General features: G+C 62.8%; 23 protein-coding genes and 1 pseudogene. 13 read left to right on the top strand and 11 right to left on the bottom strand.

Going from position 1 to position 26,173, the window contains the following annotated elements:
* The first annotated feature begins 1 nt into the window (after position 1).
* From LQ249_RS29610 to LQ249_RS29590, 5 genes and pseudogenes are all read left to right on the top strand, one after another.
* Positions 2–1,714 carry a putative 2-aminoethylphosphonate ABC transporter permease subunit gene (locus LQ249_RS29610; protein WP_046381734.1) on the top strand — a complete coding sequence of 571 codons (1,713 nt, stop codon included), beginning with the start codon at positions 2–4 and terminating at the stop codon, positions 1,712–1,714.
* An 18-nt stretch (positions 1,715–1,732) separates the two neighbouring features.
* A complete protein-coding gene (locus LQ249_RS29605; protein ID WP_046381735.1) occupies positions 1,733–2,746 on the top strand; it encodes a putative 2-aminoethylphosphonate ABC transporter substrate-binding protein in 1,014 nt (337 codons plus the stop codon).
* Between the two features lie 125 nt (positions 2,747–2,871).
* A pseudogene (locus LQ249_RS29600) lies at positions 2,872–4,002 on the top strand (TIGR03364 family FAD-dependent oxidoreductase); the annotation flags it as partial.
* A complete protein-coding gene (locus LQ249_RS29595) occupies positions 4,002–4,556 on the top strand; it encodes a phosphonate degradation HD-domain oxygenase (RefSeq protein WP_026139794.1) in 555 nt (184 codons plus the stop codon). The pseudogene LQ249_RS29600 and the gene LQ249_RS29595, both read left to right, overlap by 1 nt.
* Positions 4,557–4,649: 93 nt before the next feature.
* Positions 4,650–5,189: a hypothetical protein gene (locus LQ249_RS29590; protein ID WP_057003965.1), complete on the top strand. Its 540-nt coding sequence runs from the start codon at positions 4,650–4,652 to the stop codon at positions 5,187–5,189.
* 9 nt (positions 5,190–5,198) lie between these two features.
* Here LQ249_RS29590 and LQ249_RS29585 read toward each other — a convergent pair whose 3' ends face one another.
* Together LQ249_RS29585 and LQ249_RS29580 are read right to left on the bottom strand one after the other, a co-directional pair.
* On the bottom strand, positions 5,199–6,566 hold the full coding sequence (locus tag LQ249_RS29585; RefSeq protein ID WP_017845042.1) for a DUF3482 domain-containing protein: 1,368 nt from the start codon (positions 6,564–6,566) through the stop codon (positions 5,199–5,201).
* Positions 6,559–7,938 (bottom strand): DUF2868 domain-containing protein, encoded by a 1,380-nt coding sequence (locus tag LQ249_RS29580; RefSeq protein ID WP_057003964.1) that lies wholly within the window; start codon positions 7,936–7,938, stop codon positions 6,559–6,561. The genes LQ249_RS29585 and LQ249_RS29580 overlap by 8 nt, the downstream gene beginning before the upstream one ends.
* A 90-nt stretch (positions 7,939–8,028) precedes the next feature.
* On the opposite strand from LQ249_RS29580, the gene LQ249_RS29575 reads away from it, so the two are divergent.
* Positions 8,029–8,541 (top strand): dihydrofolate reductase, encoded by a 513-nt coding sequence (locus tag LQ249_RS29575; RefSeq protein ID WP_046381740.1) that lies wholly within the window; start codon positions 8,029–8,031, stop codon positions 8,539–8,541.
* An 85-nt stretch (positions 8,542–8,626) separates the two neighbouring features.
* Here LQ249_RS29575 and LQ249_RS29570 read toward each other — a convergent pair whose 3' ends face one another.
* A complete protein-coding gene (locus tag LQ249_RS29570) occupies positions 8,627–10,018 on the bottom strand; it encodes an L-cystine transporter (RefSeq protein WP_169881778.1) in 1,392 nt (463 codons plus the stop codon).
* 241 nt (positions 10,019–10,259) lie between these two features.
* On the opposite strand from LQ249_RS29570, the gene LQ249_RS29565 reads away from it, so the two are divergent.
* Complete coding sequence (locus LQ249_RS29565) at positions 10,260–11,321, top strand: haloacid dehalogenase-like hydrolase (protein ID WP_232566082.1); 1,062 nt, start codon at positions 10,260–10,262, stop codon at positions 11,319–11,321.
* Between the two features lie 222 nt (positions 11,322–11,543).
* The gene (locus LQ249_RS29560; protein ID WP_232566081.1) at positions 11,544–12,722 is read left to right on the top strand and encodes a GDSL-type esterase/lipase family protein; all 1,179 of its coding nucleotides are present in this window, start codon (positions 11,544–11,546) and stop codon (positions 12,720–12,722) included.
* 56 nt (positions 12,723–12,778) lie between these two features.
* On the opposite strand, the gene ilvD is transcribed toward LQ249_RS29560, so the two are convergent.
* Entirely contained in the window at positions 12,779–14,620 is a 1,842-nt protein-coding gene (ilvD, locus tag LQ249_RS29555) for a dihydroxy-acid dehydratase (protein ID WP_057003962.1), read from the bottom strand.
* Between the two features lie 450 nt (positions 14,621–15,070).
* Here ilvD and LQ249_RS29550 point away from each other — a divergent pair, with 450 nt between their 5' ends.
* The gene (locus tag LQ249_RS29550) at positions 15,071–15,529 is read left to right on the top strand and encodes an REP-associated tyrosine transposase (protein ID WP_046381744.1); all 459 of its coding nucleotides are present in this window, start codon (positions 15,071–15,073) and stop codon (positions 15,527–15,529) included.
* A gap of 131 nt (positions 15,530–15,660) precedes the next feature.
* On the opposite strand, the gene LQ249_RS29545 is transcribed toward LQ249_RS29550, so the two are convergent.
* Complete coding sequence (locus LQ249_RS29545; RefSeq protein WP_046381745.1) at positions 15,661–16,857, bottom strand: class I SAM-dependent rRNA methyltransferase; 1,197 nt, start codon at positions 16,855–16,857, stop codon at positions 15,661–15,663.
* A 240-nt stretch (positions 16,858–17,097) separates the two neighbouring features.
* Here LQ249_RS29545 and LQ249_RS29540 point away from each other — a divergent pair, with 240 nt between their 5' ends.
* Both LQ249_RS29540 and mutM read left to right on the top strand, forming a co-directional pair.
* Positions 17,098–17,910: an HDOD domain-containing protein gene (locus LQ249_RS29540; protein WP_169850532.1), complete on the top strand. Its 813-nt coding sequence runs from the start codon at positions 17,098–17,100 to the stop codon at positions 17,908–17,910.
* Between the two features lie 21 nt (positions 17,911–17,931).
* Entirely contained in the window at positions 17,932–18,744 is an 813-nt protein-coding gene (gene mutM / locus LQ249_RS29535) for a bifunctional DNA-formamidopyrimidine glycosylase/DNA-(apurinic or apyrimidinic site) lyase (RefSeq protein ID WP_017845033.1), read from the top strand.
* Positions 18,745–18,848: 104 nt separating this feature from the next.
* Here mutM and LQ249_RS29530 read toward each other — a convergent pair whose 3' ends face one another.
* The 5 genes from LQ249_RS29530 to LQ249_RS29510 form a co-directional block, all read right to left on the bottom strand.
* Entirely contained in the window at positions 18,849–19,100 is a 252-nt protein-coding gene (locus LQ249_RS29530; RefSeq protein ID WP_010564414.1) for a YfhL family 4Fe-4S dicluster ferredoxin, read from the bottom strand.
* Between the two features lie 103 nt (positions 19,101–19,203).
* Complete coding sequence (gene coaD / locus LQ249_RS29525) at positions 19,204–19,683, bottom strand: pantetheine-phosphate adenylyltransferase (RefSeq protein ID WP_003176711.1); 480 nt, start codon at positions 19,681–19,683, stop codon at positions 19,204–19,206.
* Positions 19,684–19,786: 103 nt separating this feature from the next.
* Positions 19,787–21,382 carry a GMC family oxidoreductase gene (locus LQ249_RS29520; protein ID WP_046381747.1) on the bottom strand — a complete coding sequence of 532 codons (1,596 nt, stop codon included), beginning with the start codon at positions 21,380–21,382 and terminating at the stop codon, positions 19,787–19,789.
* A gap of 36 nt (positions 21,383–21,418) precedes the next feature.
* Positions 21,419–21,964, bottom strand: a complete 546-nt coding sequence (locus LQ249_RS29515; protein WP_017845031.1) for a hypothetical protein — start codon at positions 21,962–21,964, stop codon at positions 21,419–21,421.
* A 28-nt stretch (positions 21,965–21,992) separates the two neighbouring features.
* Positions 21,993–23,420 (bottom strand): coniferyl aldehyde dehydrogenase, encoded by a 1,428-nt coding sequence (locus LQ249_RS29510; RefSeq protein WP_232566080.1) that lies wholly within the window; start codon positions 23,418–23,420, stop codon positions 21,993–21,995.
* 146 nt (positions 23,421–23,566) lie between these two features.
* Between LQ249_RS29510 and LQ249_RS29505 the strand changes: the two genes are divergently transcribed.
* Positions 23,567–24,238 carry a TetR/AcrR family transcriptional regulator gene (locus tag LQ249_RS29505; protein ID WP_017845029.1) on the top strand — a complete coding sequence of 224 codons (672 nt, stop codon included), beginning with the start codon at positions 23,567–23,569 and terminating at the stop codon, positions 24,236–24,238.
* Between the two features lie 33 nt (positions 24,239–24,271).
* Positions 24,272–25,126 (top strand): sulfurtransferase, encoded by an 855-nt coding sequence (locus tag LQ249_RS29500; RefSeq protein ID WP_017845028.1) that lies wholly within the window; start codon positions 24,272–24,274, stop codon positions 25,124–25,126.
* 27 nt (positions 25,127–25,153) lie between these two features.
* Here LQ249_RS29500 and LQ249_RS29495 read toward each other — a convergent pair whose 3' ends face one another.
* A complete protein-coding gene (locus LQ249_RS29495; RefSeq protein ID WP_046381750.1) occupies positions 25,154–26,149 on the bottom strand; it encodes a hydrolase in 996 nt (331 codons plus the stop codon).
* Positions 26,150–26,173 lie beyond the last annotated feature (24 nt).

Below are 26,173 nucleotides of genomic sequence, written 5' to 3'. Positions count from 1 at the left end.
CATGGGTGCGCTGATGACGCTGCCCATTGCACGCCGGGTGTCCCGCGCCGAGTTGGGCGACCGCCTTTTCGTGCTGGGCGGCAAATGGCTATGGCTGTGCCTGCTGGGTATCGCGGTGTTGTTGCCGCTGCTGGCGATCTTCTGGCGCGGCTTCAGCAGCGAAGCCGGGCAGGGCGGCGGGCTGGTGGCGGCACGGGAACTGGTCAGCAGCGCCAACTTCCACTGGCTGCTTGGGAATAGCCTGAAAGTCTCCCTCAGCGTGGCGGTCATTGTCGTACCGCTGGCGTATCTGTTTGCCTACGCGCTGCAACGCACACTGATCCCGGCCAAGGCGCTCTGGCGCGGGTTGTCGCTGCTGCCGTTGATGGCGCCGTCAATGCTGCCGGGGATCGCGTTGGTCTATCTGTTCGGCAACCAGGGCCTGCTGCGCGGTTTGTTGTCGGAGAATATCTACGGCTTCTGGGGCATTGTCCTCGGTGAGGTGATCTACACCTTCCCACACGCCTTGATGATCCTGTTGTCGGCGCTTTCCCTGGCGGATGCGCGCTTGTTCGATGCCGCCTCGAGCATGGGTGCCAGCCCGGCCCGGGCATTTCGCAGCATCACTTGGCCTGCCACGCGCCAGGCGGTGTTCGCCGCGTTTTGCCTGGTGTTCACCCTGACCATCACCGACTTCGGCGTACCGGTGGTGGTCGGCGGCGATTATCAGGTGCTGGCGCTGGAAGCCTACAAGGCCGTGGTCGGCCAGCAACAGTTCGGGCGCGGGGCGTTGATCGGCATGGTGTTGCTGCTGCCGGCGCTGTTCAGCTTTGGCGTCGATACCTGGCTGCGTCGGCGCCAGGGTGATGCCATGGGCGGCCGTGCCCAAGTGTTCCAGCCGGCCCCGTCGCGGCGGCGCGATGCCTGTTACCTGGCCATCGTGCTGCTGATCTGCGCGGTGTTGCTGCTGGTGTTCGGCATGGCGGTGTACTCGTCGCTGGTGAAGTTCTGGCCCTACAACCTGTCGCTGTCGCTCAACCACTACCAGTTCGAAGACACAGCCGGCGGCGGCTGGCTGGCGTACCGCAACAGCCTGACCCTGGCGCTGTGTACGGCGTTGATCGGCAGCGTGCTGATCTTCACCGGCGCCTACCTGATGGAAAAAACCCAGGGCCAGAAGGGCCTCAACCTGGCGCTGCGCATGCTCAGCTTCGTGCCGATGGCCGTGCCGGGCCTGGTGCTGGGCCTGGGCTACGTCTTCTTCTTCAACCTCAGCGGCAACCCGCTGCATGTGTTCTACGGCACCATGACGCTGCTGGTGGTGTGTACCATCGCTCATTATTTGACCACCGCGCAGATGACCGCCACCACCGCGCTGCGCCAGCTCGATGCCGAGTTCGAAGCCGCCGCGCTGTCGCTCAAGGCGCCGCTGTACCGCCACTACCTGCGCGTCACCGTGCCGATCTGCCTGCCGGCGCTGCTGGACATCGTGCGCTACCTGTTTGTGTCGGCGATGACCACTGTCTCGGCGGCGATCTTCCTCTACAGCCCCGACACCATCCTCGCCGCCGTCGCCGTGTTGAACATGGACGACGCCGGCAATGTAGGCGGCGCGGCGGCCATGTCCACTTTGATTCTGTTCACTTCGGCCGGCGTCTCGCTGCTGCTGGCGTGGGCCTCACGTGGCGCGTTGCGCCGCTCCCAAGCCTGGCGCCAGACCGCGCCGGGCCAATAACCCTGAAGGAGGTATGCCATGTTCAAGCCCCTCGCGTTGGTCGCTGCCGTACTCACTGCATTCAGCCTGAATGCCTTCGCCAAGACTGAATTGACCGTGTACACGGCCCTCGAAGCCGAGCAATTGAAGACCTATAAACAGGCCTTCGAGCAGGCCAACCCCGACATCGAAATCAAATGGGTGCGTGACTCCACCGGCATCATCACCGCCAAGCTGCTCGCGGAAAAAGACCGCCCGCAAGCCGATGTGGTCTGGGGCCTGGCCGCGTCGAGCCTGGCGATCCTCGACCAGCAAGGCATGCTCGAAAGTTACGCGCCCAAGGGCCTGGACAAGATCGGCAAACACTACCGTGACGCCGCCAACCCGCCTGCGTGGGTCGGCATGGACGTCTGGGCCGCGACGATCTGCTTCAACACCGTCGAAGCCGAGAAGCAGGGCCTGAGCAAACCGGTGAGCTGGCAAGACCTGACCAAGCCTGAGTACAAGGGCAAGATCGTGATGCCCAACCCGGCGTCCTCGGGCACCGGTTTCCTGGATGTGAGCGCCTGGCTGCAGACCTTCGGCGAGAAGCAGGGCTGGCAGTACATGGACGACCTGCACCAGAACATCGGCCAGTACGTCCACTCCGGTTCCAAGCCGTGCAAGCTGGCGGCTTCGGGTGAATTCCCGATCGGTATTTCCTTCGAATACCCGGCCGTGCAGTTGAAGCGCCAGGGCGCGCCGCTGGACATCATCCTGCCAAAAGAAGGCCTGGGCTGGGACATCGAAGCGACGGCGGTGATCAAAGGCAGCGCCCACGCCGACGCGGCGAAGAAACTCGCCGACTTCTCCGCCAGCACCGCGGCGATGGACCTGTACAAGGACAACTTCGCCGTGCTCGCCCAGCCGGGCATCGCCAAGCCGCAGACCGAATTGCCGGCGGACTACGAGCAGCGGCTGATCAAGAACGACTTCACCTGGGCCTCGAAAAACCGCGACAGCATTCTGACTGAATGGCGTAAGCGCTATGACGGCAAGTCGGAAAAACAATAAATTTCACCTCTACCTGTAGGAGCGAGCTTGCTCGCGAAGAACCCATAGACGACGCGGGCTACCTGATAGCGCTGCGTTATCGTTGACGTGCTTCGCGAGCAAGCTCGCTCCTACAGAGGGTTACGTATGTCATGACAGATTTATTGATCATCGGCGCCGGCATCCTCGGCCTGTCCCACGCCTACGCAGCAGCCAAGCGCGGGCTCAAGGTCAAGGTGTTCGAGCGCAGCGCCACGCCGTTGGGCGCCTCGGTGCGCAACTTCGGCCAGGCCCTGGTCACCGGCCAACCGCCAGGCCCGATGCTCGACCTGGCGCGGCAAAGCCGCGATATCTGGGGCGAATGGGCGCGGCTGGCCGGCTTGCAGCTCAAGCGCAACGGCTCGTATCTGTTCGCCCGCAGCGAAGCCGAAGAACACCTGCTGGAAGCCTTCTGCGCCGGCCGCGCCCAGGCGTATGGCTATAACGTCGAACTGCTGCAGGGCGCGGCGTTGCGGGATCTGTACGGCGGCCAATTCCGTCATCACCGCGCAGCGTTGCACGGCAAGGACGATCAGCAGCTGTATTCGCGCGAGGCGATCCCGGCGCTGATCGATTACCTGCGCGAGGAACTGCAGGTGGAGTTTCACTTTTCGACCCTGGTGCGCGACGTCGAGCCGGGTCAGTTGCACAGCACGGCGGGCAGTTTTCGTGGCGCGCAGATCGTGGTCTGCTCGGGCCACGACTACCAAACCCTGCTGGCCGAAGCGATTGCCGAACTCGACCCGCATATCTGCCGCCTGCAAATGCTGCGCGCGCGGCCGGCGGTCAACCTGAACCTGCAACACGCCTTGCTCACCGGCCTCAGTTGCGTGCATTACGGCGCGTTTGCCGACCTGCCGGAAGCGGCGGCGGTGCAGGCGCAGATCCTGCGCGAGGCGCCGTACCTGCATGAGCACGGGATTCACTTGCTGATCAGCCCGACGCCCCATGGCGAACTGATCATCGGCGACTCCCACGACTACGGCCGCGATGCATCGCCGTTCAATGCCGAGCAGGTCGATGACTGGATGCTCGAACTGGCCGAGCAGACCCTGGGTTGCAAGGTCCAGGTGGTCGAGCGTTGGCAGGGCGTCTACGGCGCACGCGGGCGGGTGCCGTTCTCGTTCCTGCGCGTGGCGCCCGGCGTCAGCGCCGCGTTGATGCATACCGGCGTGGGCATGAGCGTGGGGCCGGCGCTGGGCGAACGCAATATCAGCGCACTGTGGGGGGCGGCATGATGAATCCGCAGCAGGTGATTGCCGAGGTTTTCGGCCTGTACGAGCAACACGGCACGGCGGATTACATCGGCGAGGCGGTGTCGCAGCTCGAACACATGTCCCAGGCCGCGCAGTGGGCCATGGCCGAAGGCTTCGACGATGAAGTGGTGCTGGCCGCGTTTTTCCACGATATCGGCCATCTTTGCGGCCAGGGCGGTGCGAACATGGGCGGCTATGGCGTGGTCAGCCATGAGCGGCTGGGCGCCGATTACCTGCGCCGCGTCGGTTTCAGCGAGCGCCTGGCGCGGCTGGTGGAATATCACGTCGAAGCCAAGCGCTACCTGACCTTCAGCCAGCCGGACTACTACGCCCGGTTGAGCGAAGCCAGCCGCCGCACGCTGGCGTATCAAGGCGGGGCAATGACGCCTGACGAAGCGCGGGCGTTCGAGCAAGACCCGCTCTACGCCATCAGCCTGCGTCTGCGCCACTGGGACGAACAGGCCAAGCAAGCGCAGGTGCCGGTGCTCGATCTGCAGGTACTCAAGGCCAAGGCCGCGCGGCTACTGGTTGCGTAGATTGGCCTTACGCCAAACGCAGATGCGCCGCCTAGAGCCCCTGAGGTCGGATCACTAAGGTGGCTTGCTTCTTCAATCCAAGGAGCAACGCTGATGCGCTACTTAAAAGTGACGGCCCAGGACATGAGCGGCAACGGTCGGGCGGACACAGTCATCCTGCACTTCTATGAGCAGCAGGCTGGCTGTCCCGATGAACTGATCCACGAGATCTTCGCCGTGGACATGAGCGCGGACGGCCGGGTCGACCTGCAATGGGCGGACGATCTGAACCCGGTCACCCGCCCTTGTCGGCTGGAAAAACAGCGGGTGGACACTTTCGCCGACTGCTTTTTGAAATTGAACTGGTTCAATCGGCGCAGCCACTGGCAGCGCACGTTGACGCTGTACGTCGATCATTACGCCAAGGCCGGCACGCCCAACGCGGTCAAGCTGGAATTCCAAGAACGCACGGCGCCGCAGTGCAAGGGCTCGCTGATCTACAAGGCCGCCGCCTATGACGGCGATGGCGACGGGGTGCTGGAATCGTTTACCAACAGTGACATCGACCGCGACGGTATTGCGGACAAGGCCGATAAAGAGCTGATCCGCACGTTGTGTACGACCTTTCTGGGCTTTGAGTGGTACGCACACTAATAAGCGCGGTCACGCTTCATCGAGCCGGGCGGCCAGGGCTTCGACCTGCTCCTGGCGCTCGGCCTGGCTCAATTTGGCGTGGGGGTTGAGGGACGACCACTGCGGGTGGGCGCGGGCCTTGTGCAGGGCATCGGGCAGTTTGCCTTCGCGCCAGGTCTTGTCCTGCGGCGTGTCGACCTTGATGCTGTGCATCGCCGCATGACCGCGCAGGTTCAGGGCCTTGAGCAATTGGCGTTGGCGCAGGGCCAGCAGGCGCAGCACGCTGTCGTCGACGGTCAGCTCGCGCTGGCCCTTGATTTTGCCCAGCAGGCGCCCGCCATAGCTGCGCGCGGTTTGCAGCGCGCCACCGGCAATGGCGCCCGCCAGCGCGGCGGCGCCAAGGGTCAACCCACCCACCAGCAGGTCGACCCCGGCACCGGCGGCCGCGCCGGCGGCAATCCCGCCGCCGACGCGCACGCCGAGTTGCTTGAGGGTTTCCGGGTTGAACAGGTCATCGCCCCAGCGCCCGTCGAGCAGCGGCAAGTCGCTGGCGGCGGCGTCCTGCGGGCGGAAGCCGAACAGCTTGAGCAAGGCTTCCACGCAACGCTGCTCGCGCTGGCGCACAGCCTTGCGCAAATCGCCGATGGCTTGCGGTTCCTCTTCAGTGACCACGCTGCGCCGGCACGCGGCGCAGTCGATCAGCAGTTCGGCGATCAGCCGCGCGGCACTTTGCTGGCGGGCCTGGCGTTGGGCGTGCTGGTCGAGGATCAGCCGTTCCAGTTGGGGCCGGGCGTTTTCCAGTAGCAGGGCGAGGCTTTCATACAGGCGGCGTTCGCCGTCTTCCGGCGGCGCGACGCTGTCGAACCGCACCAGTGCGTGCAGGCCGAGGCGGGCCAGGGCTTCGCGCCAGTCCGGTTCGCGATGATCGTTGCTGCTGACGAAGTTGAGCACGGGCAATAACGGTTTGCCGCAACTGGCCAGCACTTGCAGTTCGTCGCGGTACTTGGCCAGCACCGGCTCGCGGGCGTCGATCACATACAGGCCGGCGTCGGAGGCCAGCAGTTGGCGCAGCACCTTGGCTTCCTGTTCGAAACGCTGACGGGCTTCGCTGCCTTCCAGGAAACGCGCCAGGCGTGCCGGGCCGTCGAGGCGTTCGCCGGGGCGATCGAGGCGTTCCAGATAGTCGAGCAGGGCGATGGCGTCTTCCAGGCCGGGGGTGTCGTAGAGTTCCAGCAGGGCTTCGCCCTCGACCGACAAGCGCGCGCCTTCGACATGCCGCGTGGTGCTGGGGCGATGGGAGACTTCGCCGAAACCGACATCGCGGGTCAGGGTGCGCAGCAGCGAGGTCTTGCCGACATTGGTGTGGCCGACCACGGCGAGTTTCAGGGGTTTAGTCATGGCCGCTCTCCAGCCAGTTCAACGGCGCGCAATCGGCGAAGGGCAGTTCCAGTTGTTGCAGCGCCGCGTGCCAATCGCCCAGGCGCTCGGCGTCCAGCGCCTGGCCGGGTGGCGCTTGCAGCAGCCACACGCGGGTGGCGCTGGCGCTGCGCGCCAGTTCGGCGATCAGCGCCAGGCTGCCCCGGTCGGGCGAGCGGCGCGGGTCGCAGGCGATGGCCAGGCGCGCGGGCGGGAAGCGGGTCAGTTGTTCCAGCAGTTTGTGGCGTGATTCGCGGCTGTCGAGGATGCCGGCGTTCTGCACGTTGCCCGGCAGCTTCGGCGGCCACGGGTGCTGGTCGTCGAGTTCGATGGCGACCACCAGAGCGCCGTCGCTGTGCAGTTCGCTGACGCCGCCGCTGACGGCGTGCAACTGCTCCGGTGCCGCATCGTTGACCCCAAGCCGTTCGCTGCTCGGCATCAGGCGTTCGCGCAGTTGGCTGTAGCCGGGCAGGTTGAGGTCCAGGCGCAGGGCGGCGCGTCCGCGTTTCCAGCGCCACAGGCACAGCAGGGCGAGAATCAACCGCGGCAACAGGCCGTAGACCAGCAACACGCCCACCAGCCAGGCGGCCCAGGCCTGGCGGGCGCTGTCGATGTTCAGGGCGGAATCGCCGCTGGCGCGGATCATCTCCACCGTGGGGACGTTGAAACCAAGCAGGGCGGGCAGGGCGCCGAGGGCTTGGGTCACGGCGACGAAGGTGTCGGCGCCGAGGATGGTGGTTTCCCACACAAAACCGTAGCGCCGGGTGGCGAGCAGCGTCAGCAGGATCGCCAGCGCGCTGAGCAACGCGAGTAACCACAGGCTGTTGACCAGCACCCCGACGGCCCAGCGATTGAGCTTCTGGCGCTGCAATAGCAGCAGCAACGCCGGCGCCAGTTGCGCGGCTTTGGCGTCACGCGCGAATTTTTCGCTGAGCCACAACCACAGCCGGCCAAGGCTGGCGCTGTGTTCTCCGGCAAACAGCAGGCCCAATGCCCAACTGATCAGCAGGATCAGGTTCAAGCCGAGCAGGCTGCCCAGCGCCCAGAACACATTCACCGGGGTCAAGCCGTTACCCAGCGCAGCAAAGGCCAGGCCCGCACCACTGATCACCGCGACTATCGCCAGCAGTATCAGGGCCAAACGCGCACCTTGCAGCCAGCGGATGAGGGCGGTTGTCAGCCCATCGCGCTCGGCCAGGTGCAGGGCGCGCTGTTGAATGCGCGTCGGCAGGTCGCCACCGGCCGTGCGGGCCAGGCGATTGGCTTGCTGATCTTCCAGCGGGCCGGCGTGTTCTTCGCGCAGGCGCACGGTTTCCGTCAGCCAGAGTGTTTGCAGGGGAGTCAGTGCAGTCACGCGCCGTCCTGTTGTGTCAGTGAGCCTGGAGCATAACCGCTGTGCAGCCGGTTGGGGTACGCTTCGCGTGGCTCTGGTATTCTCGTCGCCATGAAAAAAACTCTCCCTCTAAGCCTGATCGCAGCCCTCGGTGAAAACCGTGTGATCGGCGTCGACAACAGCATGCCCTGGCATTTGCCGGGGGATTTCAAATATTTCAAGGCCACCACCCTGGGCAAGCCGATCATCATGGGGCGCAAGACCTGGGATTCCCTGGGTCGACCGCTGCCGGGGCGCTTGAACATTGTGGTCAGTCGTCAGACCGACCTGGCGCTGGAAGGTGCGGAAGTTTTTCCGTCGCTTGAAGCGGCGGTGGCGCGTGCGCAAGCGTGGGCCCTGGAGCAGGGCGTGGATGAGCTGATGTTGATCGGCGGCGCGCAGCTTTATGCGCAGGGGCTGGAACAGGCGGATCGCCTGTACCTGACGCGGGTGGCGCTGAGCCCGGAAGGGGATGCGTGGTTTCCGGCGTTTGATGAGAACCAGTGGAAGTTGGTTTCCAATCTGCAGAACCCAGCCGAAGGTGACAAGCCGGCTTACAACTTCGAAGTCTGGGAAAAAGCCTAAAAGCATCGGGGGCAAGCCCCCTCCCACATTTGACCGAGTGAATGCGATCAAGTGTGGGAGGGGGCTTGCCCCCGATAGCGGTCTATCAGGCCTGCGCCAACTCCGCATGCTCATCCGCATTCAGCCGTTCTTTATCCGTCTGCTGCATGATCTGGCTGGTAATCGCCCCGGCTGTCATCGAACCGTTCACGTTCAACGCGGTACGGCCCATGTCGATCAGCGGCTCCACGGAAATCAGCAGCGCCACCAGTGACACCGGCAAGCCCATCGCCGGCAGTACGATCAGCGCGGCAAACGTCGCCCCACCGCCCACGCCGGCAACGCCCGCCGAACTCAAGGTCACAATCGCCACCAGGGTCGCGATCCACAGCGGGTCCAACGGGTTGATGCCGACCGTCGGCGCGACCATCACCGCCAGCATTGCCGGGTAGAGACCGGCGCAACCGTTCTGGCCGATGGTCGCGCCGAACGAGGCGGCGAAACCGGCGATGGCGTGCGGGATGCCCAGGCGGCGGGTCTGCGCTTCGATACTCAGCGGGATCGCCGCCGCGCTGGAGCGGCTGGTGAAGGCGAACGTCAGCACCGGCCAGACCTTGCGCAAGAAGCGCAGCGGGTTGATCCCGGCCAGCGACAGCAGCAGGCCATGCACCAGGAACATCAGCCCCAGCGCCAGGTACGAGACCACGACAAAACTGCCGAGCTTGATGATGTCTTGCAGGTTGGAGCCGGCGACCACCTTGGTCATCAGCGCCAATACGCCGTAGGGCGTGAGCTTCATCACCAGGCGCACCAGGCGCATCACCCAGGCTTGCAGGGTGTCGATGGCGTTGAGCACTTTCTGGCCCTTTTCCACATCATCCTTGAGCAGTTGCAGCGCGGCCACGCCGAGGAAGGCGGCGAAGATCACCACGCTGATGATCGAGGTCGGCTTGGCGCGGGCCAGGTCGGCGAACGGGTTTTGCGGCACGAACGACAACAGCAACTGCGGGATATTCAGGTCGGCGACCTTGCCCGCGTAGTCGTTCTGGATCACTTGCAGGCGCGCCATTTCCTGGGTGCCGGCCACCAGGCCTTCGGCGGTGAGGCCGAACAGGTTGGTCAGGCCGATGCCGATCAGCGCCGCAATCGCGGTGGTGAACAGTAGGGTGCCGATGGTCAGGAAGCTGATCTTGCCCAGGGACGCGGCGTTGTGCAGACGTGCCACGGCGCTGAGGATCGAAGCGAACACCAGCGGGATCACGATCATTTGGAGCAACTGCACATAACCGTTGCCGACCAGATCGAACCAGCCGATAGAGGCTTTGAGGACCGGGTTGCCATCGCCGTAAATGGTGTGCAAGGCCGTACCGAACGCCACGCCGAGTATCAGGGCGAACAGGACCTTCTTGGCGAGGCTCCAGTTCGTTCGACGGGTTTGTGCCAGGCCCAGCAACAGGGCCACGAACACCAGTAAGTTGAGAATCAGGGGCAGATTCATTGAAGCTCCGTTGAGAGTGTTGCCAATCGCGTGAGCCTGCGATTGCGAACCGGGAAGCCTAACAGCTTGATATATATTGATTTAATACCAATATGGAATGGTGTCTGTCGTTTTTGGAATAAGTAGTTGGCGCTCAGGCACATGGCAATGGCGGAATCAGAACGCAAGCGGTCGCGACCGGGCGAAAACTGTCACAGGGATTTGTTAGCGTCGATGTCTTTCACTCAGGGAGACAACGCCTATGAAGCTCGCGCCGAAACTACTGGTATCCGCCGCATTCTGCCTCGCACTCGCCGGCCAGGCGTTCGCCGCCACCGAGTTGAAACACTGGCCGGCCCCGGCCGCCAAGCAACTGAACGAAATGATCGCCGCCAACGCCAACAAGGGTAACTTCGCGGTGTTCGACATGGACAACACCAGCTACCGCTACGACCTCGAAGAGTCCCTGCTGCCCTACATGGAAAACAAGGGCCTGATCACCCGCGACAGCCTCGACCCGTCGCTCAAGCTTATGCCCTTCAAAGACACCGCCGAGCATAAGGAAAGCCTGTTCAGTTACTACTATCGCCTCTGCGAAGTGGACGACATGGTCTGCTACCCGTGGGTGGCCCAGGTGTTTGCAGGTTTTACCCTCAAGGAACTCAAGGTCCAGGTCGATGAGTTGATGGCCTCCGGCAAGCCAGTGCCGGTCAGCTATTTCGAAGGCGACGCGGTGAAGAACTCCGAAGTCCAGCCGCCGAAAGTCTTCACCGGTCAGGCTGAGCTGTACAACAAGCTCATGGAAAACGGCATCGAGGTGTATGTGATGACCGCCGCGTCGGAAGAGCTGGTACGCATGGTCGCTGCCGATCCGAAGTACGGCTACAACGTCAAACCGCAGAACGTCATCGGCGTGAGCACCCTGCTCAAGGACCGCAAGACCGGCGAACTGACCACCGCACGCAAGCAGATCACTGCCGGCAAATACGACGAAAAAGCCAACCTCGGTCTGGAATTGACCCCCTACCTGTGGACCCCGGCGACCTGGATGGCCGGTAAGCACGCCGCGATCCTGACCTACATCGACGAATGGAAAAAGCCGGTAATCGTCGGCGGCGATACCCCGACCAGCGACGGCTACATGCTGTTCCACGATGCGGACGTGGCCAAGGGCGGCATTCACCTGTGGGTCAACCGCAAAGACAAGTACATGACCCAGCTCAACGGCATGATGGCCAAACACGCGGCCGCCCAGGCCAAGGAAGGCTTGCCGGTGACGGCGGACAAGAACTGGGTGATCGTCAAGCCTGACGAGATCCAGTAACCACGGGTGTACGCCGGTAATTGTGGGAGGGGGCTTGCTCCCGATAGCAGTGTTGACTGACCCACCGCTATCGGGAGCAAGCCCCCTCCCACCTGTTGATCCCCCGTGTGTTGGAGGTTTTCTCCAGGCAAAAAAATGCCCCGCACGGCGCGGATTTTTATCGGGCCTGTGCCGCTGAGCGACGGCTATAGTCAACTATCGGGATGGTCAGGGGACTGCAACATGTGGCTATGGCTATGTCGCTCGATGGTGTTGCTGGCGGTGTCAGGCGGATGCAGTGCGCTGTTCTCGATTCGGGCCTTGGCGGCAGAACCGCAAGCAGTGCCTGTTTCTGGTTTAGTGACGTTGGCCGACAAGCTCAAGGTTTCGCACGGTAGTTCCGTCAATATCGTGCAGTTGGGCGACTCCCATACGGCGGCTGATTGGTTTTCCGGTGAAATGCGCCGTTTGTTCCAACTGCAATATGGTGAGGGCGGAATAGGTTTCGTCGCGGCTACACCGGTCTCAGGCACCCGTTACGATCAAGTGGTACTGGCGGCTGATAGTGACCAATGGCGCCTGATTTCAAGCCGTTATCAGCACAGCGATGAATTCCCGCTCGGTGGTTATCTGGCGTTGCCCGTGGCGCCCAACGCCCACGTCAGGATTGGTGTGCGAGAACCCCATGAAATGCGCTACCGGGTTTCTGCGCTGTACCGAGCTGATGTTGACAGCGGTTTGGTGGCGGATGACGGCATTCGTCACATGGCGGTGCCATTGTTGTCGACTTCCGGGCAATGGCGGTTCAGTCGGGCGCTCGAAAATCTGGCCCTGCCATTGGACCTGGCGATCATCAGTGAACGGGGGGTTGCGCTCGGCGGCTGGAATATCGAGTCACAGCAACAGACTGGAGTGACTTACTCGGCACTGGGTATCAACGGTGCAACCCTGAATTCGGTCGATTCGTGGCAGGCCGGATGGGAGCATACGTTGAACGCGCTGCATCCCGACCTGCTGGTGCTGGCGTATGGCGGTAACGAAGCGTTCGATGACGATCTGGATCCGAGGCGTTATCACGATGAGTTGCTTGAAAAGCTCGCGTTCTTGCGCCGCACATTACCCGCCACCGTGCTTTTGTTGGTCGGGCCGGCAGACTCGATAAAGCAGCGGTCCGGCATGGCGTGCGAAGAGCGTCAGCCGAAAAATCTGTCTCGGGTCATCCAGATCCAACGGCAGGCCGCCTTACGCGCGGGGGCTCTGTTCTGGGACTGGCAAGCGTATATGGGAGGCCCCTGTTCGATTGAGGCTTGGCAGGCCGACCACCTTGCTCAGAACGATCTGGTTCACCTGAACGAGCAAGGCTATCGAAAGAGTGCGGCCGGGCTTTATCGTTATTTGCAAACCCGCTTGGCTGGGCAGTAAACCTTTAACAAAAAGCCCCGCACTGGGCGGGGCTTTTTTATGCGCAGGATTAGGCCTTACAGCCCGTCCAGCATTGCCTTGTTACGCACGGCACCCTTGTCGGCACTGGTCGCCAGCAACGCATAAGCCTTCAACGCGGTAGTGACTTTACGCGGACGCTTCTCCACCGGCTTCCAGCCCTTCTTGTCCTGCTCGACCCGGCGCGCGGCCAGTTCTTCGTCGCTGATCAACAGGTTGATCGAGCGGTTCGGAATGTCGATCAGTACCTTGTCGCCGTCCTGTACCAGGCCAATCGCGCCGCCGGCAGCGGCTTCAGGCGAAGCATGGCCGATGGACAGGCCCGAGGTGCCGCCGGAGAAACGGCCGTCGGTCAACAGCGCGCAGGCTTTGCCCAGGCCTTTGGATTTCAGGTACGACGTTGGGTAGAGCATCTCCTGCATACCCGGGCCGCCTTTCGGGCCTTCGTAGCGGATGATCACGATGTCGCCTTCTTTGACTTCGTCGGCGAGGATGCCGCGTACCGAGCTGTCCTGGCTTTCGTAGATCTTGGCGCGACCTTCGAACACGTGGATCGACTCATCCACACCGGCGGTTTTCACCACGCAGCCGTCGAGGGCGATGTTGCCGTACAGCACGGCCAGGCCGCCTTCTTTCGAATAGGCGTGCTCGACACTGCGGATGCAGCCGTTTTCACGGTCGGCGTCGAGGGTGTCCCAACGGGTCGACTGGCTGAACGCGGTCTGGGTCGGGATGCCCGCCGGGCCGGCCTTGAAGAAGGTGTGTACGGCTTCGTCGTCAGTCTGGGTGATGTCCCACTTGGCGATGCCTTCGGCGAGGGACTTGCTGTGTACGGTCGGCAGGTCGGTGTGCAGCAGGCCGCCGCGCGCCAGGGAACCTAAGATCGAGAAGATCCCGCCGGCGCGGTGCACGTCTTCCATGTGGTACTTCTGGATGTTCGGCGCGACTTTGCACAGTTGCGGCACATGACGGGACAGGCGGTCGATGTCGCGCAGGTCGAAATCGATCTCGGCTTCCTGGGCCGCGGCCAGCAAGTGCAGGATGGTGTTGGTGGAACCGCCCATGGCGATGTCCAGGGTCATGGCGTTTTCGAACGCCTTGAAGTTGGCGATGTTGCGCGGCAACACCGACTCATCGTTCTCGCCGTAGTAGCGCTTGCACAGCTCGACGATGGTGCGGCCGGCCTGCAGGAACAGTTGCTCGCGGTCGCTGTGGGTGGCCAGCGTGGAACCGTTGCCCGGCAAGGCCAGGCCCAGGGCTTCCACCAGGCAGTTCATCGAGTTGGCGGTGAACATGCCGGAGCACGAACCGCAGGTCGGGCAGGCGCTGCGCTCGTATTCCGCGACCTTCTCGTCAGAAGCGCTGGAATCGGCGGCGATGACCATGGCATCGACCAGGTCGAGGCCGTGGGAGGCGAGTTTGGTCTTGCCGGCTTCCATCGGGCCGCCGGAGACGAAGATCACCGGGACGTTCAGGCGCAGGGCGGCCATCAGCATGCCGGGGGTGATCTTGTCGCAGTTCGAGATGCACACGATGGCGTCGGCGCAGTGGGCGTTGACCATGTACTCCACGGAGTCGGCGATGATCTCGCGGCTCGGCAGGGAATACAGCATGCCGTCATGGCCCATGGCGATGCCGTCGTCCACGGCGATGGTGTTGAATTCTTTGGCGACACCGCCGGCGCGTTCGATCTCGCGGGCGACCAGTTGGCCCAGGTCCTTGAGGTGGACGTGGCCGGGGACGAACTGGGTGAACGAGTTGGCAATCGCGATGATCGGCTTCTTGAAGTCGTCATCTTTCATCCCCGTGGCGCGCCACAGTGCGCGGGCGCCGGCCATGTTGCGGCCGTGGGTGGATGTTTTCGAGCGGTAATCTGGCATTTGAGCCCTCCGGGCGGCTAATCAAAACTAATCAGGTGCTAAGGGGAGTGAGCTTCTATGGACGTCTGGAACACCCGAAAAATGGCCGTGGTGTCCGGACGTTGCCGCAAACGTTACGGGATCGCCGTGCGTTTTGGCCTCGAGCTCATAAACCCGCCGGGGGATGACTGGCGATGAATAGGCCGATTCTACACCGCTGGCGGCTGGAGGGAATGGCGAAAAGCGCCGTGGCGACGCACGCCCGGATCAACCAATCTGATGTAGGAGCGAGCTTGCTCGCGAAAAACGAACAGGCGACACGGGCCTCCTGATAGTACGGCGTTATTGTTGACGTTCTTCGCGAGCAAGCTCGCTCCTACAGGGGGGGACATATTCAGAACCACTGTTTAGAGGCCGGTTGACGTCGCTGCGCCTACCGTTTCTCTTTCACTCACAGAAGAGGACGAAGGAATGTCCACCCAGCAACGTGCACATCGGCTGCGCATCGGGCGCTGTTCGGAGTCGGGCCGTATTTACCTGATCACTGCGGTTACCCATCAACGACAATCGGTCTTTCAGGACTGGCGCATCGGCCGCCTGCTTGTCAGTGAGTTCAGGCAGGCTCAGGACGAGGGTGAGGCGACTTCGCTGGCCTGGGTGGTCATGCCTGACCATTTCCATTGGCTGGTCGAGTTGCATAACGGCGACTTGCCAAGGCTGATGCGAATCACCAAGTCGCGAAGTGCCCGTGCCATCAACCAGGCCAGGTGTTCGTTCGGGACCCTATGGCAAAAAGGTTACTTCGACCGCGCACTGCGTCGGGAGGAAGATTTGAAAGCAATGGCCCGCTATATCGTGGCCAATCCCTTGCGTGCAGGGCTGGTCAAGCATATCGGCCAGTACCCGCTATGGGACGCCATCTGGTTGTGACCTCTTCCCCCTTGTAGGAGCGAGCTTGCTCGCGAAGAACGTCAACGATGACGCAGCGCTATCAGGTAGCCCGCGTCGTCTATGCGTTTTTCGCGAGCGAGCTCGCTCCTACAGGGGGACGGTTTTGGTCTTTAGCTATTTGGCAGCAACCGGCAGGTGATGCTCTTGATGTAGCGCGTCTCAACAATCGCCGGGTGCACCGGGTGATCCGGGCCCTGGCCGCCGCGTTCGAGCATCTGGATGTTACGGTCCAGGTGGCGGGCGCTGGTCAGCAGGATGTTCTGCAGGTCGTCTTCCGGCAGGTGCATCGAGCACGAGGCGCTGACCAGGATGCCGTCCTTGCTGAGCAGGCGCATGGCTTGCTCGTTGAGGCGGCGGTAGGCGCCTTCGCCGTTCTTCATGTCTTTTTTGCGTTTGATGAAGGCCGGTGGGTCGGCGACGATCACGTCGAAGCGTTCTTCGCTGGCTTTCAGCTCTTTGAGGGCTTCGAAGACGTCGCCTTCAATGCAGGTCATTTTCTCGGCGACGCCGTTCAGCGCGGCGTTGCGCTCGACGCCGTCGAGGGCGAAGGCCGAGGCGTCGACGCAGAACACTTCAGTGGCGCCGAAGGCCGCGGCTTGCACGCCCCAGCCGCCGATGTAGCTGTACAGATCGAGGACGCGCTTGCCTTTGGCATACGGGGCCAGGCGTGCGCGGTTCATGCGGTGGTCATAGAACCAGCCGGTTTTCTGGCCCTGGATCACCGGGGCTTCGAATTTCACGCCGTTTTCTTCCAGCGCGACCCACTCCGGCACCAGGCCGAACACGGTTTCGACGTAACGGTTGAGGCCTTCGGCGTCGCGCGCGGCGGAGTCGTTCTTGAACAGGATGCCGCTCGGCTTGAGCACTTGGGTCAGGGCGGCGATCACGTCTTCTTTATGCGCTTCCATGGTCGCCGAGGCGATCTGTACCACCAGGATGTCGCCGAAACGGTCGACCACCAGGCCCGGCAGCAGGTCGGAATCGCCGTAGACCAGGCGGTAGAACGGCTTGTCGAACAGGCGGTCGCGCAGGGACAGGGCGACGTTCAGGCGGTGTACCAGCAGCGACTTGTCCAAAGGCAACTTGATGTCACGCGACAGCAGGCGCGCGCAGATCAGGTTGTTCGGGCTCATGGCCACGATGCCCAGGGTCTTGCCGCCGGCCGCTTCGAGGATGGCCTGGTCGCCCGCCTGGAAGCCGTGAAGTGGGGTGGCGGCCACGTCGATTTCGTTGCTGTAGACCCACAGGTGGCCGTTGCGCAAACGACGATCGGCGTTGGCTTTGAGACGCAGGCTTGGCAGGGACATGACGTCGCTCCGGAAAAAAGAGCGGGAGTATACCGTGTTGCATTACATTTCGTGGCTTGGCCTGATGGGTTGCAGGGGGGGCGCGTGCTGTGGCGTCCATTTGATAGGAGTGCCATTTGGTTTTTTGAGGTGTCGGTCAGCTTCCCATCGGGGTTAGAATCCCCCTCTCGCCCAGAGTGTGTACTTATGTCCCAAGAGCTTTCCGCCGAACAGATCCAGCAGGCCCTGCAAGGCATCAGTGTGCCGCCTCAGCCGCAAATCATGGTGGATTTGCAGATGGAACAGTACATGCCCGACCCGGACCTGGAAGTGATCGCGCGGTTGATTTCCCAGGACCCGGGCCTGTCCGGCGCGCTGCTGAAGATCGTCAACTCGTCGTATTACGGCCTGAGCAACAAGATCGCCTCGATCCAGCGCGCCGTTAACCTGCTGGGTAGCCGTTCGATCATCAACCTGATCAACGCCCTGTCGATCAAGGGCGAGATGAGCGACGACACCATCGTCACCCTCAACCGTTTCTGGGACACCGCCCAGGACGTGGCCATGACCTGCCTCACCCTGGCCAAGCGCACCGGCGCCCAGGCGGTGGACGAAGCCTATGCCCTGGGGCTGTTCCACGATTGCGGCGTGCCGCTGATGCTCAAGCGCTTCCCCAATTACATGGTGGTGCTCGAAGAGTCCTACGCCAATGCCGGTGCCGACTGCCGAGTGGTCGACACCGAAAACAATGCGTTCAACACCAACCATGCGGTGGTCGGCTATTACACCGCCAAGTCCTGGCGCCTGCCGGAGCATGTGACCGACGCCATTGCCAACCATCACAACGCCCTGGCGATCTTCAGCGATGAGTCGCCGCGCAATCCGCAGCTCAAGAACCTGCTGGCGATCCTGAAAATGGCCGAGCACATCTGCGCGTCGTACCGGGTGTTGGGCAACCAGCCGGTCGACTATGAGTGGGACGCGATTGGCCATCTGGTGCTGGACTACGTGGGCCTGTCGGACTACGACTTCGAAAGCATGAAGTTGTCGATCCGCGAACTGGGCGCGCACTGACCCTTACCTCACGAGGCACACATGCCCGAGTTACCAGAAGTCGAAACCACTCGGCGCGGGATTGCGCCGCACCTGGAAGGCCAGCGGGTCAGCCGCGTCGTGGTGCGCGAGCGACGCCTGCGCTGGCCGATCCCGGAAGACCTCGATGTACGCCTGTCCGGGCAGCGCATCGTACTGGTGGAACGGCGGGCCAAGTACCTGTTGATCAACGCCGAAGTGGGCACCCTGATCAGCCACCTGGGCATGTCGGGCAACCTGCGCCTGGTGGAAGTCGGCCTGCCGGCGGCCAAGCATGAGCATGTGGACATAGAGCTGGAGTCGGGCCTGGCCCTGCGCTACACCGACCCTCGGCGTTTTGGTGCGATGCTCTGGAGCCAGGACCCGCATAACCACGAACTGCTGATCCGCCTGGGGCCGGAGCCGTTGACCGACCTGTTCGATGGCGAGCGCCTGTTCAAACTGTCGCGTGGGCGTTCGATGGCGGTCAAACCGTTCATCATGGACAACGCGGTGGTGGTGGGCGTGGGCAATATCTACGCGACCGAAGCGCTGTTCGCGGCGGGGATCGATCCGCGCCGCGAGGCCGGTGGCATTTCACGCGGGCGCTATCTGAAGCTGGCGATCGAGATCAAGCGCATTCTGGCGGCCGCCATCGAGCGCGGCGGCACCACCTTGCGCGACTTTATCGGTGGCGACGGGCAGCCGGGGTATTTCCAGCAGGAACTGTTCGTCTACGGCCGGGGCGGCGAGGCGTGCAAGGTCTGCGGGAGCGAGTTGCGCAATGTGGTGCTGGGGCAGCGGGCGAGTGTGTTTTGCCCTAAGTGCCAGAGCTGATTGCTGTGTGATGGCGGATATCGCCATCGGGGGCAAGCCCCCTCCCACATTTTGATGTGTGAGGGGGCTTGCCCCCGATGAGGCCTTCACAGACGCCACCAGGCTCAAGCCTTACCGGTAATCTTCCGGTACTTCTCCATCAACTGCGCTTCAGTCTCCGGGTGGGCTTCATCCAGTGGAATGCAATCCACCGGGCACACCTGCTGGCACTGCGGTTCGTCGTAGTGGCCGACGCACTGGGTGCAGAGGTTGGGGTCGATCACGTAGATCTCTTCGCCTTGGGAAATCGCGGCGTTCGGGCACTCGGGTTCGCAGACGTCGCAGTTGATGCAATCGTCGGTGATGATCAAGGACATGGAAACTCCTGCCAGGGCAGTCAGCCAAGGCATCTGGAAAACTAATGCGCGCAATTGTGCCGCATTGGCGCCCGCAGTGCGAGCGGGCGCCGAGTGAGCGGTCTTACTTCTTGAAGCGCAGGGTCAGCGCATCAGCCACGGCCGGATGCACGAACTTGGTGATATCCCCGCCCAGGGCCGCGATTTCACGGACCAACGTCGAGGAAATGAACGAATAACGTTCCGACGGCGTGAGGAACAGGCTTTCCACGTCCGGCGCCAGTTGGCGGTTCATGTTGGCCAACTGGAATTCGTATTCGAAGTCCGATACCGCGCGCAGGCCGCGCAGGAACACATTGGCGTTCTGCTCTTTGGCGAAATGTGCCAGCAGCGTCGAGAAACCCACCACTTCGACGTTGGGCAGGTGCTTGGTGACCTCGCGCGCCAGCTCCACGCGCTGTTCCAGGGGAAACAGCGGGTTTTTCTTGGGGCTGGCAGCGACCGCGATGATCACATGGTCGAACAAGCGCGAGGCGCGTTCGACCAGATCGCCATGGCCTTTGGTAATCGGGTCGAAGGTACCTGGGTACAACACTCGGTTCATCGCGTCGTCCTGGCGGAGTCCGTTGGGGAACCGGATGGTATCGCAGCCGTCCCGGTCGGCCAAGTCGACTTATGCAGATAGACCCGCGAAATACCCTGTTTTTTCATGCCGTTTTCAGACGTTCGGCCAATGCGCTCGCCAGTTGCGCGGTCAATCCGTACACCGACAACTGCGGGTTGGCGCCAATGCTGGTGGGGAACAGCGAACCATCGTGGATCGACAGGTTGCGCAACTGGTGATGGCGACCGAGGCTGTCGGCCACCGCATTTTTCGGCTCTTCGCCCATGGCGCAGCCGCCCATCACGTGGGCGCTGCCCAGGCAGGTGCGGTGCAATTCCAGGTTGAGGCCGTCGATCAGGCTGCGTGCTTCGGCCAGGGTCTTCACGTAGCGCGCATCGTGATGCAGCGGCTTGACCGACTTGGCGCCCGCCGCGAACTGGATCTCGGCCATGCTGTGGAACGCGCGGCGCAGGCCGTCCCAGGCGTAAGGCGAAACCTGGTAATCGAGCACCGGTGTGCCGTCGCCGCGCAGTTCAACGCTGCCGCCGGGGCTGTCGGGGTGGAAGCCGTCGCGCAGCAGGGCAAGCATTGCGTGGGTATGTGGCAATTGGCTCATGTCCAGGGCGTTCTGGGTGCCGTAGCCGCCGAGCAGCGTACTGGCCAGCGCCGGGTGCAGCGGCGGCGCTTCGAGCTTGTACGACATTCTGCCGGTGGTGCCGTCCAGCCATTGGAAGTGATCGGAATAGATCGACTGCGGCGCGCCATAGAACGGGTTGATCACCTCGTCGAACAGCGCCGCGGAGAAGTTCACCAAATGCAAAAAGGTGCGCTTGCCCAGCCGCGAATGCGGGTCGGGGGCGGCCGAGCGCATCAGCAGCGCCGGGCTGTTGATGCCGCCGCCGGCCAGCACGTAATGCCTGGCCTTGACCGTGATCTTGCGTCCAGTCGGCGCCACGCAGCGTTCGTCCATGGCCACGCATTCCAGGCTATTGATGCGGTCGCCGCTGTAGACCAGGCGTTCGGCGCGAGCCAGGTACAGCAGCTCGCCGCCTTTCTCCAGGGTGGAGGGGATGGTGGTCACCAGCATCGACTGCTTGGCGTTGACCGGGCAACCCATGCCGCAATAACCCAGGTTGAAGCAGCCGCGCACGTTGCGCGGGATCACATGCCAGCTGTAGCCCAACTGTTCGCAGCCTTTGCGGATCACGTCGTTGTTGGCGTTGGGCGGCATGGCCCAGGGAGCGATGCCCAGGCGCTGTTCCATTTTTTCGAACCATGGCGCCATGTCCGCGCTGCTGTGGCCCTTGACCGCATATTCGCTGGCCCAGTGGCTGAGGGTGGCGTCCGGGGTGCGGAAGCTGGAGGTCCAGTTGATCAGCGTGGTGCCGCCCACGGCCCGGCCTTGCAGGATGGTGATGGCGCCGTCCTTGCTCATGCGGCCGATGCCTTCTTGATACAGGCTGGCGTAGGCCTCGTCTTCGAGCAGCTTGAAATCGCTGCTGGTCTTGAGCGGGCCTTCTTCGATCAGCAGCACTTTGTAGCCGGCGGCGCTGAGGATTTCGGCAGTGGTGCCGCCGCCGGCACCGCTGCCGATGATCGCTACGTCGGCTTCCAGCGTCAGGTCGCGGTCGAGGGCGGCGCCATTGTGGGTTTTCCAGCCGCGGGCCAGGCCGTCGCGGAACAGATCGGGTACAGGCATCGGGGTCGTCTCTTGTTTTTATTGGGGGGATGCGAATCAGATCTTCGGCGGCCCGGGGTAGCCGCAATGGGCCCACGACGCCGGCCGGAAGTACCAGGCCATGATCACCAGCTTGAGCAACGAACCCTGGCCCATGCGCAGCAGGTTCAGGTAGCTGTTTTCCCAGCGGTGCAGGAAGTTGCGGATCTGTTCGCCACTGGCGTTTTCCCAACTGCCCCAGATCCCGGTCAGTGGGCCGCGGGTGATGCCCATGCCCAGCACGTCGAACAGTTGCTGGGTCAGCTTGAACATCTCCGGCGACAGGTGCTGCAGGCTGTAGTCGAGTTTTTTCAGGGTGTCTTCAATCCCGCTGGCGACTTCCTGGGCGCTGGCCACGCCTTCCAGCAGCACCGGGATCACCGCGCGCAGAAACGGCAGGTCGCTGCTGCGCAACAGGGCAAAGCCGCTGGCCGGAGTGCTGCTGGAGCAACCGCTGAGGCTCGCGCCCAGCCCGGCGGTAGCCAGGAAGGCGCTGGCGCACAGGCCGATTTTCAGGACGCCGCGCCGCGACAGCGCGGGTGAATCAGTCAGGCTTGGGTTCATTGTTATGGTTATCCCGAGGGTGGCGGTATCAGCGGATAAACAGCTTCTGGATCAGCTTCTGGATCGATTTGCCGTAGGGCGGGTAGATCAACTTCGCGGCGTTCAGGCGCTGCTTGACCAGCACGCCCTTGGCCTTGCTGAACGTGAGGAACCCTTCATGACCGTGGTAGTGGCCCATGCCTGATGGTCCGATGCCGCCGAAAGGCATGTCGTCCTGAGCCACATGCAGCAGCGTGTCGTTAAGGCATACGCCGCCGGAGTGGGTTTCGTGGAGTGCGCGGTTCTGTTCGCGCTTGTTGTAGCCGAAGTAGTACAGGGCCAGTGGGCGAGGCCGCTGATTGATGTAGGCAAAGGCTTGGTCGATGCCGCGATAAGGCACGATCGGCAGCACCGGGCCGAAGATTTCGTCCTGCATCACTGTCATTTCATCGCTGACATTCAACAGCAGGCTGTGGGCCATGCGGCGTGCCTGGCCCTGGTCGTACAGAGGGATCAGGGTGGCGCCCTTGTCGGTGGCGTCCTTCACGTAGGCGTTGAGCCGGGCCAGTTGCCGTTCGTTGATGATGGCGGTGTAGTCCGGGTTGTTGGCCAGTGTCGGGTAAAAACCGCGAAGCGCCTTGCTGTAGGCCTCGACGAAACCCTCGACGCGATCTTCCGGCACCAGCACGTAGTCCGGCGCCACGCAGGTTTGCCCGGCGTTCAGGGCCTTGCCGAAGGCGATGCGTTCGGCGGCGTCCTTGAGGGGCACATCGGCGGAAACGATCGCCGGCGATTTGCCGCCCAGTTCCAGCGTGACCGGGGTCAGATGCTCGGCCGCCGCGCGCATCACATGTTTACCGATGCTGGTGGCGCCGGTGAACAGCAGATGATCGAAGCGCAGCCTGGAAAATGCCATGCCGACGTCGGCCTCGCCCAGCACCACGCACACCAGGTCTTCGGGGAAGACCTTCGCCAGCAGGGTCTTGAGCAGTTCGCCGGTGGCCGGGGTCGATTCGCTGAGTTTGAGCATCACCCGGTTGCCCGCGGCCAACGCACCCACCAATGGCCCGATGGCCAGGTACAGCGGGTAGTTCCAGGGCACGATCACCCCGACCACGCCCAGCGGTTGGTAGATGACTTTGGCCGAGGCGGGCTGGAAGGCAATGCCTACAGCGCGGCGGGAAGGTTTCATCCAGCCACTGAGGTGTTTGCTCGCATAGTGAATGCCATGCAGGCTGGGCATCAGTTCGGCGAACAGGGTTTCGTCGGCGCTGCGATGGCTGAAGTCCTGGCTGATCGCATCGATCAGCGCCTGGCGTTCGTCGCTGAGCACTTCGCGCAAGGCCTTGAGCCATTGCTGGCGTTGCGCGGCCGGCGGCATCGGGTTGGCGGCATAGGCGCGGCGTTGGGCGTCGAACAGGCCCTGGAGTTGATCCAGTGTCTGGGAATCTTGCGGGTAGGCAACGTTGGCAGACATGGTGCAGTTCCGGATTGTTATTGGTCTGCCTGGATTTTTAGAGTTATTGCTCTAAATTGTCAAATGGCATTGCAGCCACAACTGGATTTATCCCGGCAAGGTTAGGCCGTAAGATGGTCGATCACGTGTACAGAAGCTGATCCCCTATGGCACCACGAGTAAAGACCAGCGAGCGCATTGTGCAAACCAGCCTGGAGCTTTTTAACCAGCAGGGCGAGCGCAGTGTCAGCACCAACCATATCGCCGCCCATATGGAAATTTCGCCGGGCAACCTCTACTACCACTTCCCCAACAAGCAGGCGATCATCGCCGTGCTGTTTCGCGAATACGAAGCCTTGGTCGACAGTTTCCTGCGCCCGCCCCAGGGTCGCACCATGGTGGTGGAGGACAAGCGCTTCTACCTGCAGGCGGTCCTGGCCGGCATGTGGCGCTACCGTTTCCTGCACCGTGACCTCGAACACCTGCTGGAGAGCGACCCGGAACTGGCCACCGGCTACCGGCGCTTTTCCCAGCGTTGCCTGATTCAGGGTGGCGCCATTTACCGAGGGTTTGTCGATGCCGGCATTCTCAATATGGATCCGGTGCAAACCGAGGCGCTGACCCTCAACGCCTGGATCATCCTTACCTCCTGGGTGCGGTTTTTGTGTACCACCAATGAAAAATCCACACATCTGAGCGCCGAAGCGATCAAGCGCGGGGTGTATCAGGTGCTGGTGCTGGAAGCGGGGTTTGTCACGCCGCAGGCCAAAGCGGCGGTGGATGCACTGTTCAAAGAGTTTTACGTGCCGTTGAACCAGGCACTGGAAGAAGTGAAGTAGGATCTTTCCCGAATTTGTTCACAGGAGTCTGTCATGCCACTTGCCCAACTGATCAGCCCCCAGCAACTGGCCGAGCGCCAACAGCGCGGCGCTCTGGTGATACTTGACTGCCGCTTTGCCCTGGAAGACCCGGACTACGGAATGTGCAGCTACGCCGAAGGGCATATCGAAGGCGCGCAATATGCCGACCTGGAGCGCCATCTCAGTGGGCCGGTGACCAAGGGCGTGACCGGGCGTCACCCGTTGCCGCAGGCGCAGACGCTCGCCGAGCAACTGCGTGCCTGGGGCATCAATGCCGATACCGATGTGGTGCTCTACGACGACGGCCCGGGTGTTTATGCCGCCCGCACCTGGTGGTCGCTGGCGTGGCTGGGCAAGCGTGATGGCGTGTTTATCCTGGACGGTGGCTTGAAGGCCTGGCACGCGGCCGGCTTCCCGTTAAGCCTGGATGCGCCGGTGATCGAGCGCGGCACCTTTGTCGGCACGCCGGACAATCGCCTGCTGCTGGATGCCAAGCAGCTGCAAAAACGCCTGGGCCAACCGGGCCTGACCCTGATCGACGCCCGCGCCCAGCCGCGCTTTCGCGGCGATGTCGAGCCTATCGACCCGATTGCCGGGCACATTCCCGGCGCGCAATGTGCGGCGTTCACCGAAAACCTGGGCAGCGATGGGCGTTTCCTGCCGGCCGAGCAGCTCAAGCAGCGCTTCGCCGCCCAGTTGCAAGGCCGTTCGCCGGATGAGTTGGTGGCGTATTGCGGTTCGGGCGTGACGGCGTGCCACAACCTGTTCGCCCTGAGCCTGGCGGGTTACCCGTTGGGTAAGTTGTATGCGGGATCGTGGAGCGAGTGGATTACCGATCCAACGCGGGAAATCGCGACGGGCGACTGAGTTGTCCTGCGTGTAAACCCACCTTGTTTAACGGGGTTGTGTCAGCAGCCATTGCGGAATCCGCCGCTCCAGGTAGTAACCGGGGCGCTTCAGCGAACCGTCGACAAACCCGACATGCCCACCCTTGGCCAGCAATTCGAACTCGGTGCAATCCGACAACTCGCTGGCTTCGGGCAGGCTATGGGCGAAGACAAACGGGTCATCGGCCGCCTGGATGATCAGGGTCGGCGTGCGGATATCGCCCAGGTAGTAACGGCTCGACGCGCGGCGGTAATAGTCTTCGGCACTGAGGAAACCATGCAGCGGCGCGGTGACCCGGCCGTCGAAGTCCCAGAACGTGTGCATCTTCTCCAGAGACCCGAGTGCCTCCAGGGCCTTAAGCCCTTCAGCGCGACCATCCTGTAAGAAGCGGCTTTGTTTGACACGGATATACGCCACCATCTCGCGCATGAAGTGCTTCTGGTACACCCGCGAAAAGCCCAGGCCGATGCGATCGGCGCACTGATCCAGACGAAACGGCACCGACACCGCCGCCGCGCCTTGCAGCCCCGAATTCGCGCCGGTTTCGCCCAAATGCTTGAGCAGCACGTTGCCCCCCAGGGAATAACCCACCGCATACAACGGCGCCAACGGCCGCTTGGCGCGCAGATGGGCAATCGCTGCCGCCAGGTCTTCGCTGGCGCCCGAGTGGTAGCTGCGCGCCAACAGGTTCGGCTCGCCCGAGCATCCGCGCCAGTTCAAGGCCGCACTGGCCCAGCCCTGGGCAGCGAGGGCTTTTTGCAGGCCGGCCACGTAAGGCGAGTTGGACGAGCCGGTCAGCCCATGCAGTACCAGCACCAACGGCGCTTGCGCGTCATGGGGGCCATGCCAGTCGAGGTCAAGAAAGTCGCCGTCGTCCAGCCACAGGCGTTCGCGTGGGCGTTCGAGGTGCGTGGTCGGGCGCCACAGCGGCCCCCACAACGTTTGCAGATGAGGGTTGCCGAGGCCGAAGGCGGGTTTGAACAGGTCTGAAGAGGGGGTCATGACACTCTCTGTGGCACGCGGACT

Origin of the sequence: Pseudomonas sp. 7-41 (assembly GCF_021233075.1) — a bacterium.
GTDB classification, from domain to species: domain Bacteria; phylum Pseudomonadota; class Gammaproteobacteria; order Pseudomonadales; family Pseudomonadaceae; genus Aquipseudomonas; species Aquipseudomonas veronii.
This window is presented reverse-complemented; position numbering and strand designations above follow the sequence as displayed.

Coding starts and splice junctions, on each gene's coding strand:
- LQ249_RS29610 (WP_046381734.1), top strand. CDS start 2: ATGGGTGCGCTGATGACGCTGCCCATTGCACGCCGGGTGTCCCGCGCC.
- LQ249_RS29605 (WP_046381735.1), top strand. CDS start 1,733: ATGTTCAAGCCCCTCGCGTTGGTCGCTGCCGTACTCACTGCATTCAGC.
- LQ249_RS29595 (WP_026139794.1), top strand. CDS start 4,002: ATGAATCCGCAGCAGGTGATTGCCGAGGTTTTCGGCCTGTACGAGCAA.
- LQ249_RS29590 (WP_057003965.1), top strand. CDS start 4,650: ATGCGCTACTTAAAAGTGACGGCCCAGGACATGAGCGGCAACGGTCGG.
- LQ249_RS29585 (WP_017845042.1), bottom strand. CDS start 6,566: ATGACTAAACCCCTGAAACTCGCCGTGGTCGGCCACACCAATGTCGGC.
- LQ249_RS29575 (WP_046381740.1), top strand. CDS start 8,029: ATGAAAAAAACTCTCCCTCTAAGCCTGATCGCAGCCCTCGGTGAAAAC.
- LQ249_RS29570 (WP_169881778.1), bottom strand. CDS start 10,018: ATGAATCTGCCCCTGATTCTCAACTTACTGGTGTTCGTGGCCCTGTTG.
- LQ249_RS29565 (WP_232566082.1), top strand. CDS start 10,260: ATGAAGCTCGCGCCGAAACTACTGGTATCCGCCGCATTCTGCCTCGCA.
- LQ249_RS29560 (WP_232566081.1), top strand. CDS start 11,544: ATGTGGCTATGGCTATGTCGCTCGATGGTGTTGCTGGCGGTGTCAGGC.
- ilvD (WP_057003962.1), bottom strand. CDS start 14,620: ATGCCAGATTACCGCTCGAAAACATCCACCCACGGCCGCAACATGGCC.
- LQ249_RS29550 (WP_046381744.1), top strand. CDS start 15,071: ATGTCCACCCAGCAACGTGCACATCGGCTGCGCATCGGGCGCTGTTCG.
- LQ249_RS29545 (WP_046381745.1), bottom strand. CDS start 16,857: ATGTCCCTGCCAAGCCTGCGTCTCAAAGCCAACGCCGATCGTCGTTTG.
- mutM (WP_017845033.1), top strand. CDS start 17,932: ATGCCCGAGTTACCAGAAGTCGAAACCACTCGGCGCGGGATTGCGCCG.
- LQ249_RS29530 (WP_010564414.1), bottom strand. CDS start 19,100: ATGTCCTTGATCATCACCGACGATTGCATCAACTGCGACGTCTGCGAA.
- coaD (WP_003176711.1), bottom strand. CDS start 19,683: ATGAACCGAGTGTTGTACCCAGGTACCTTCGACCCGATTACCAAAGGC.
- LQ249_RS29520 (WP_046381747.1), bottom strand. CDS start 21,382: ATGCCTGTACCCGATCTGTTCCGCGACGGCCTGGCCCGCGGCTGGAAA.
- LQ249_RS29515 (WP_017845031.1), bottom strand. CDS start 21,964: ATGAACCCAAGCCTGACTGATTCACCCGCGCTGTCGCGGCGCGGCGTC.
- LQ249_RS29510 (WP_232566080.1), bottom strand. CDS start 23,420: ATGTCTGCCAACGTTGCCTACCCGCAAGATTCCCAGACACTGGATCAA.
- LQ249_RS29505 (WP_017845029.1), top strand. CDS start 23,567: ATGGCACCACGAGTAAAGACCAGCGAGCGCATTGTGCAAACCAGCCTG.
- LQ249_RS29500 (WP_017845028.1), top strand. CDS start 24,272: ATGCCACTTGCCCAACTGATCAGCCCCCAGCAACTGGCCGAGCGCCAA.
- LQ249_RS29495 (WP_046381750.1), bottom strand. CDS start 26,149: ATGACCCCCTCTTCAGACCTGTTCAAACCCGCCTTCGGCCTCGGCAAC.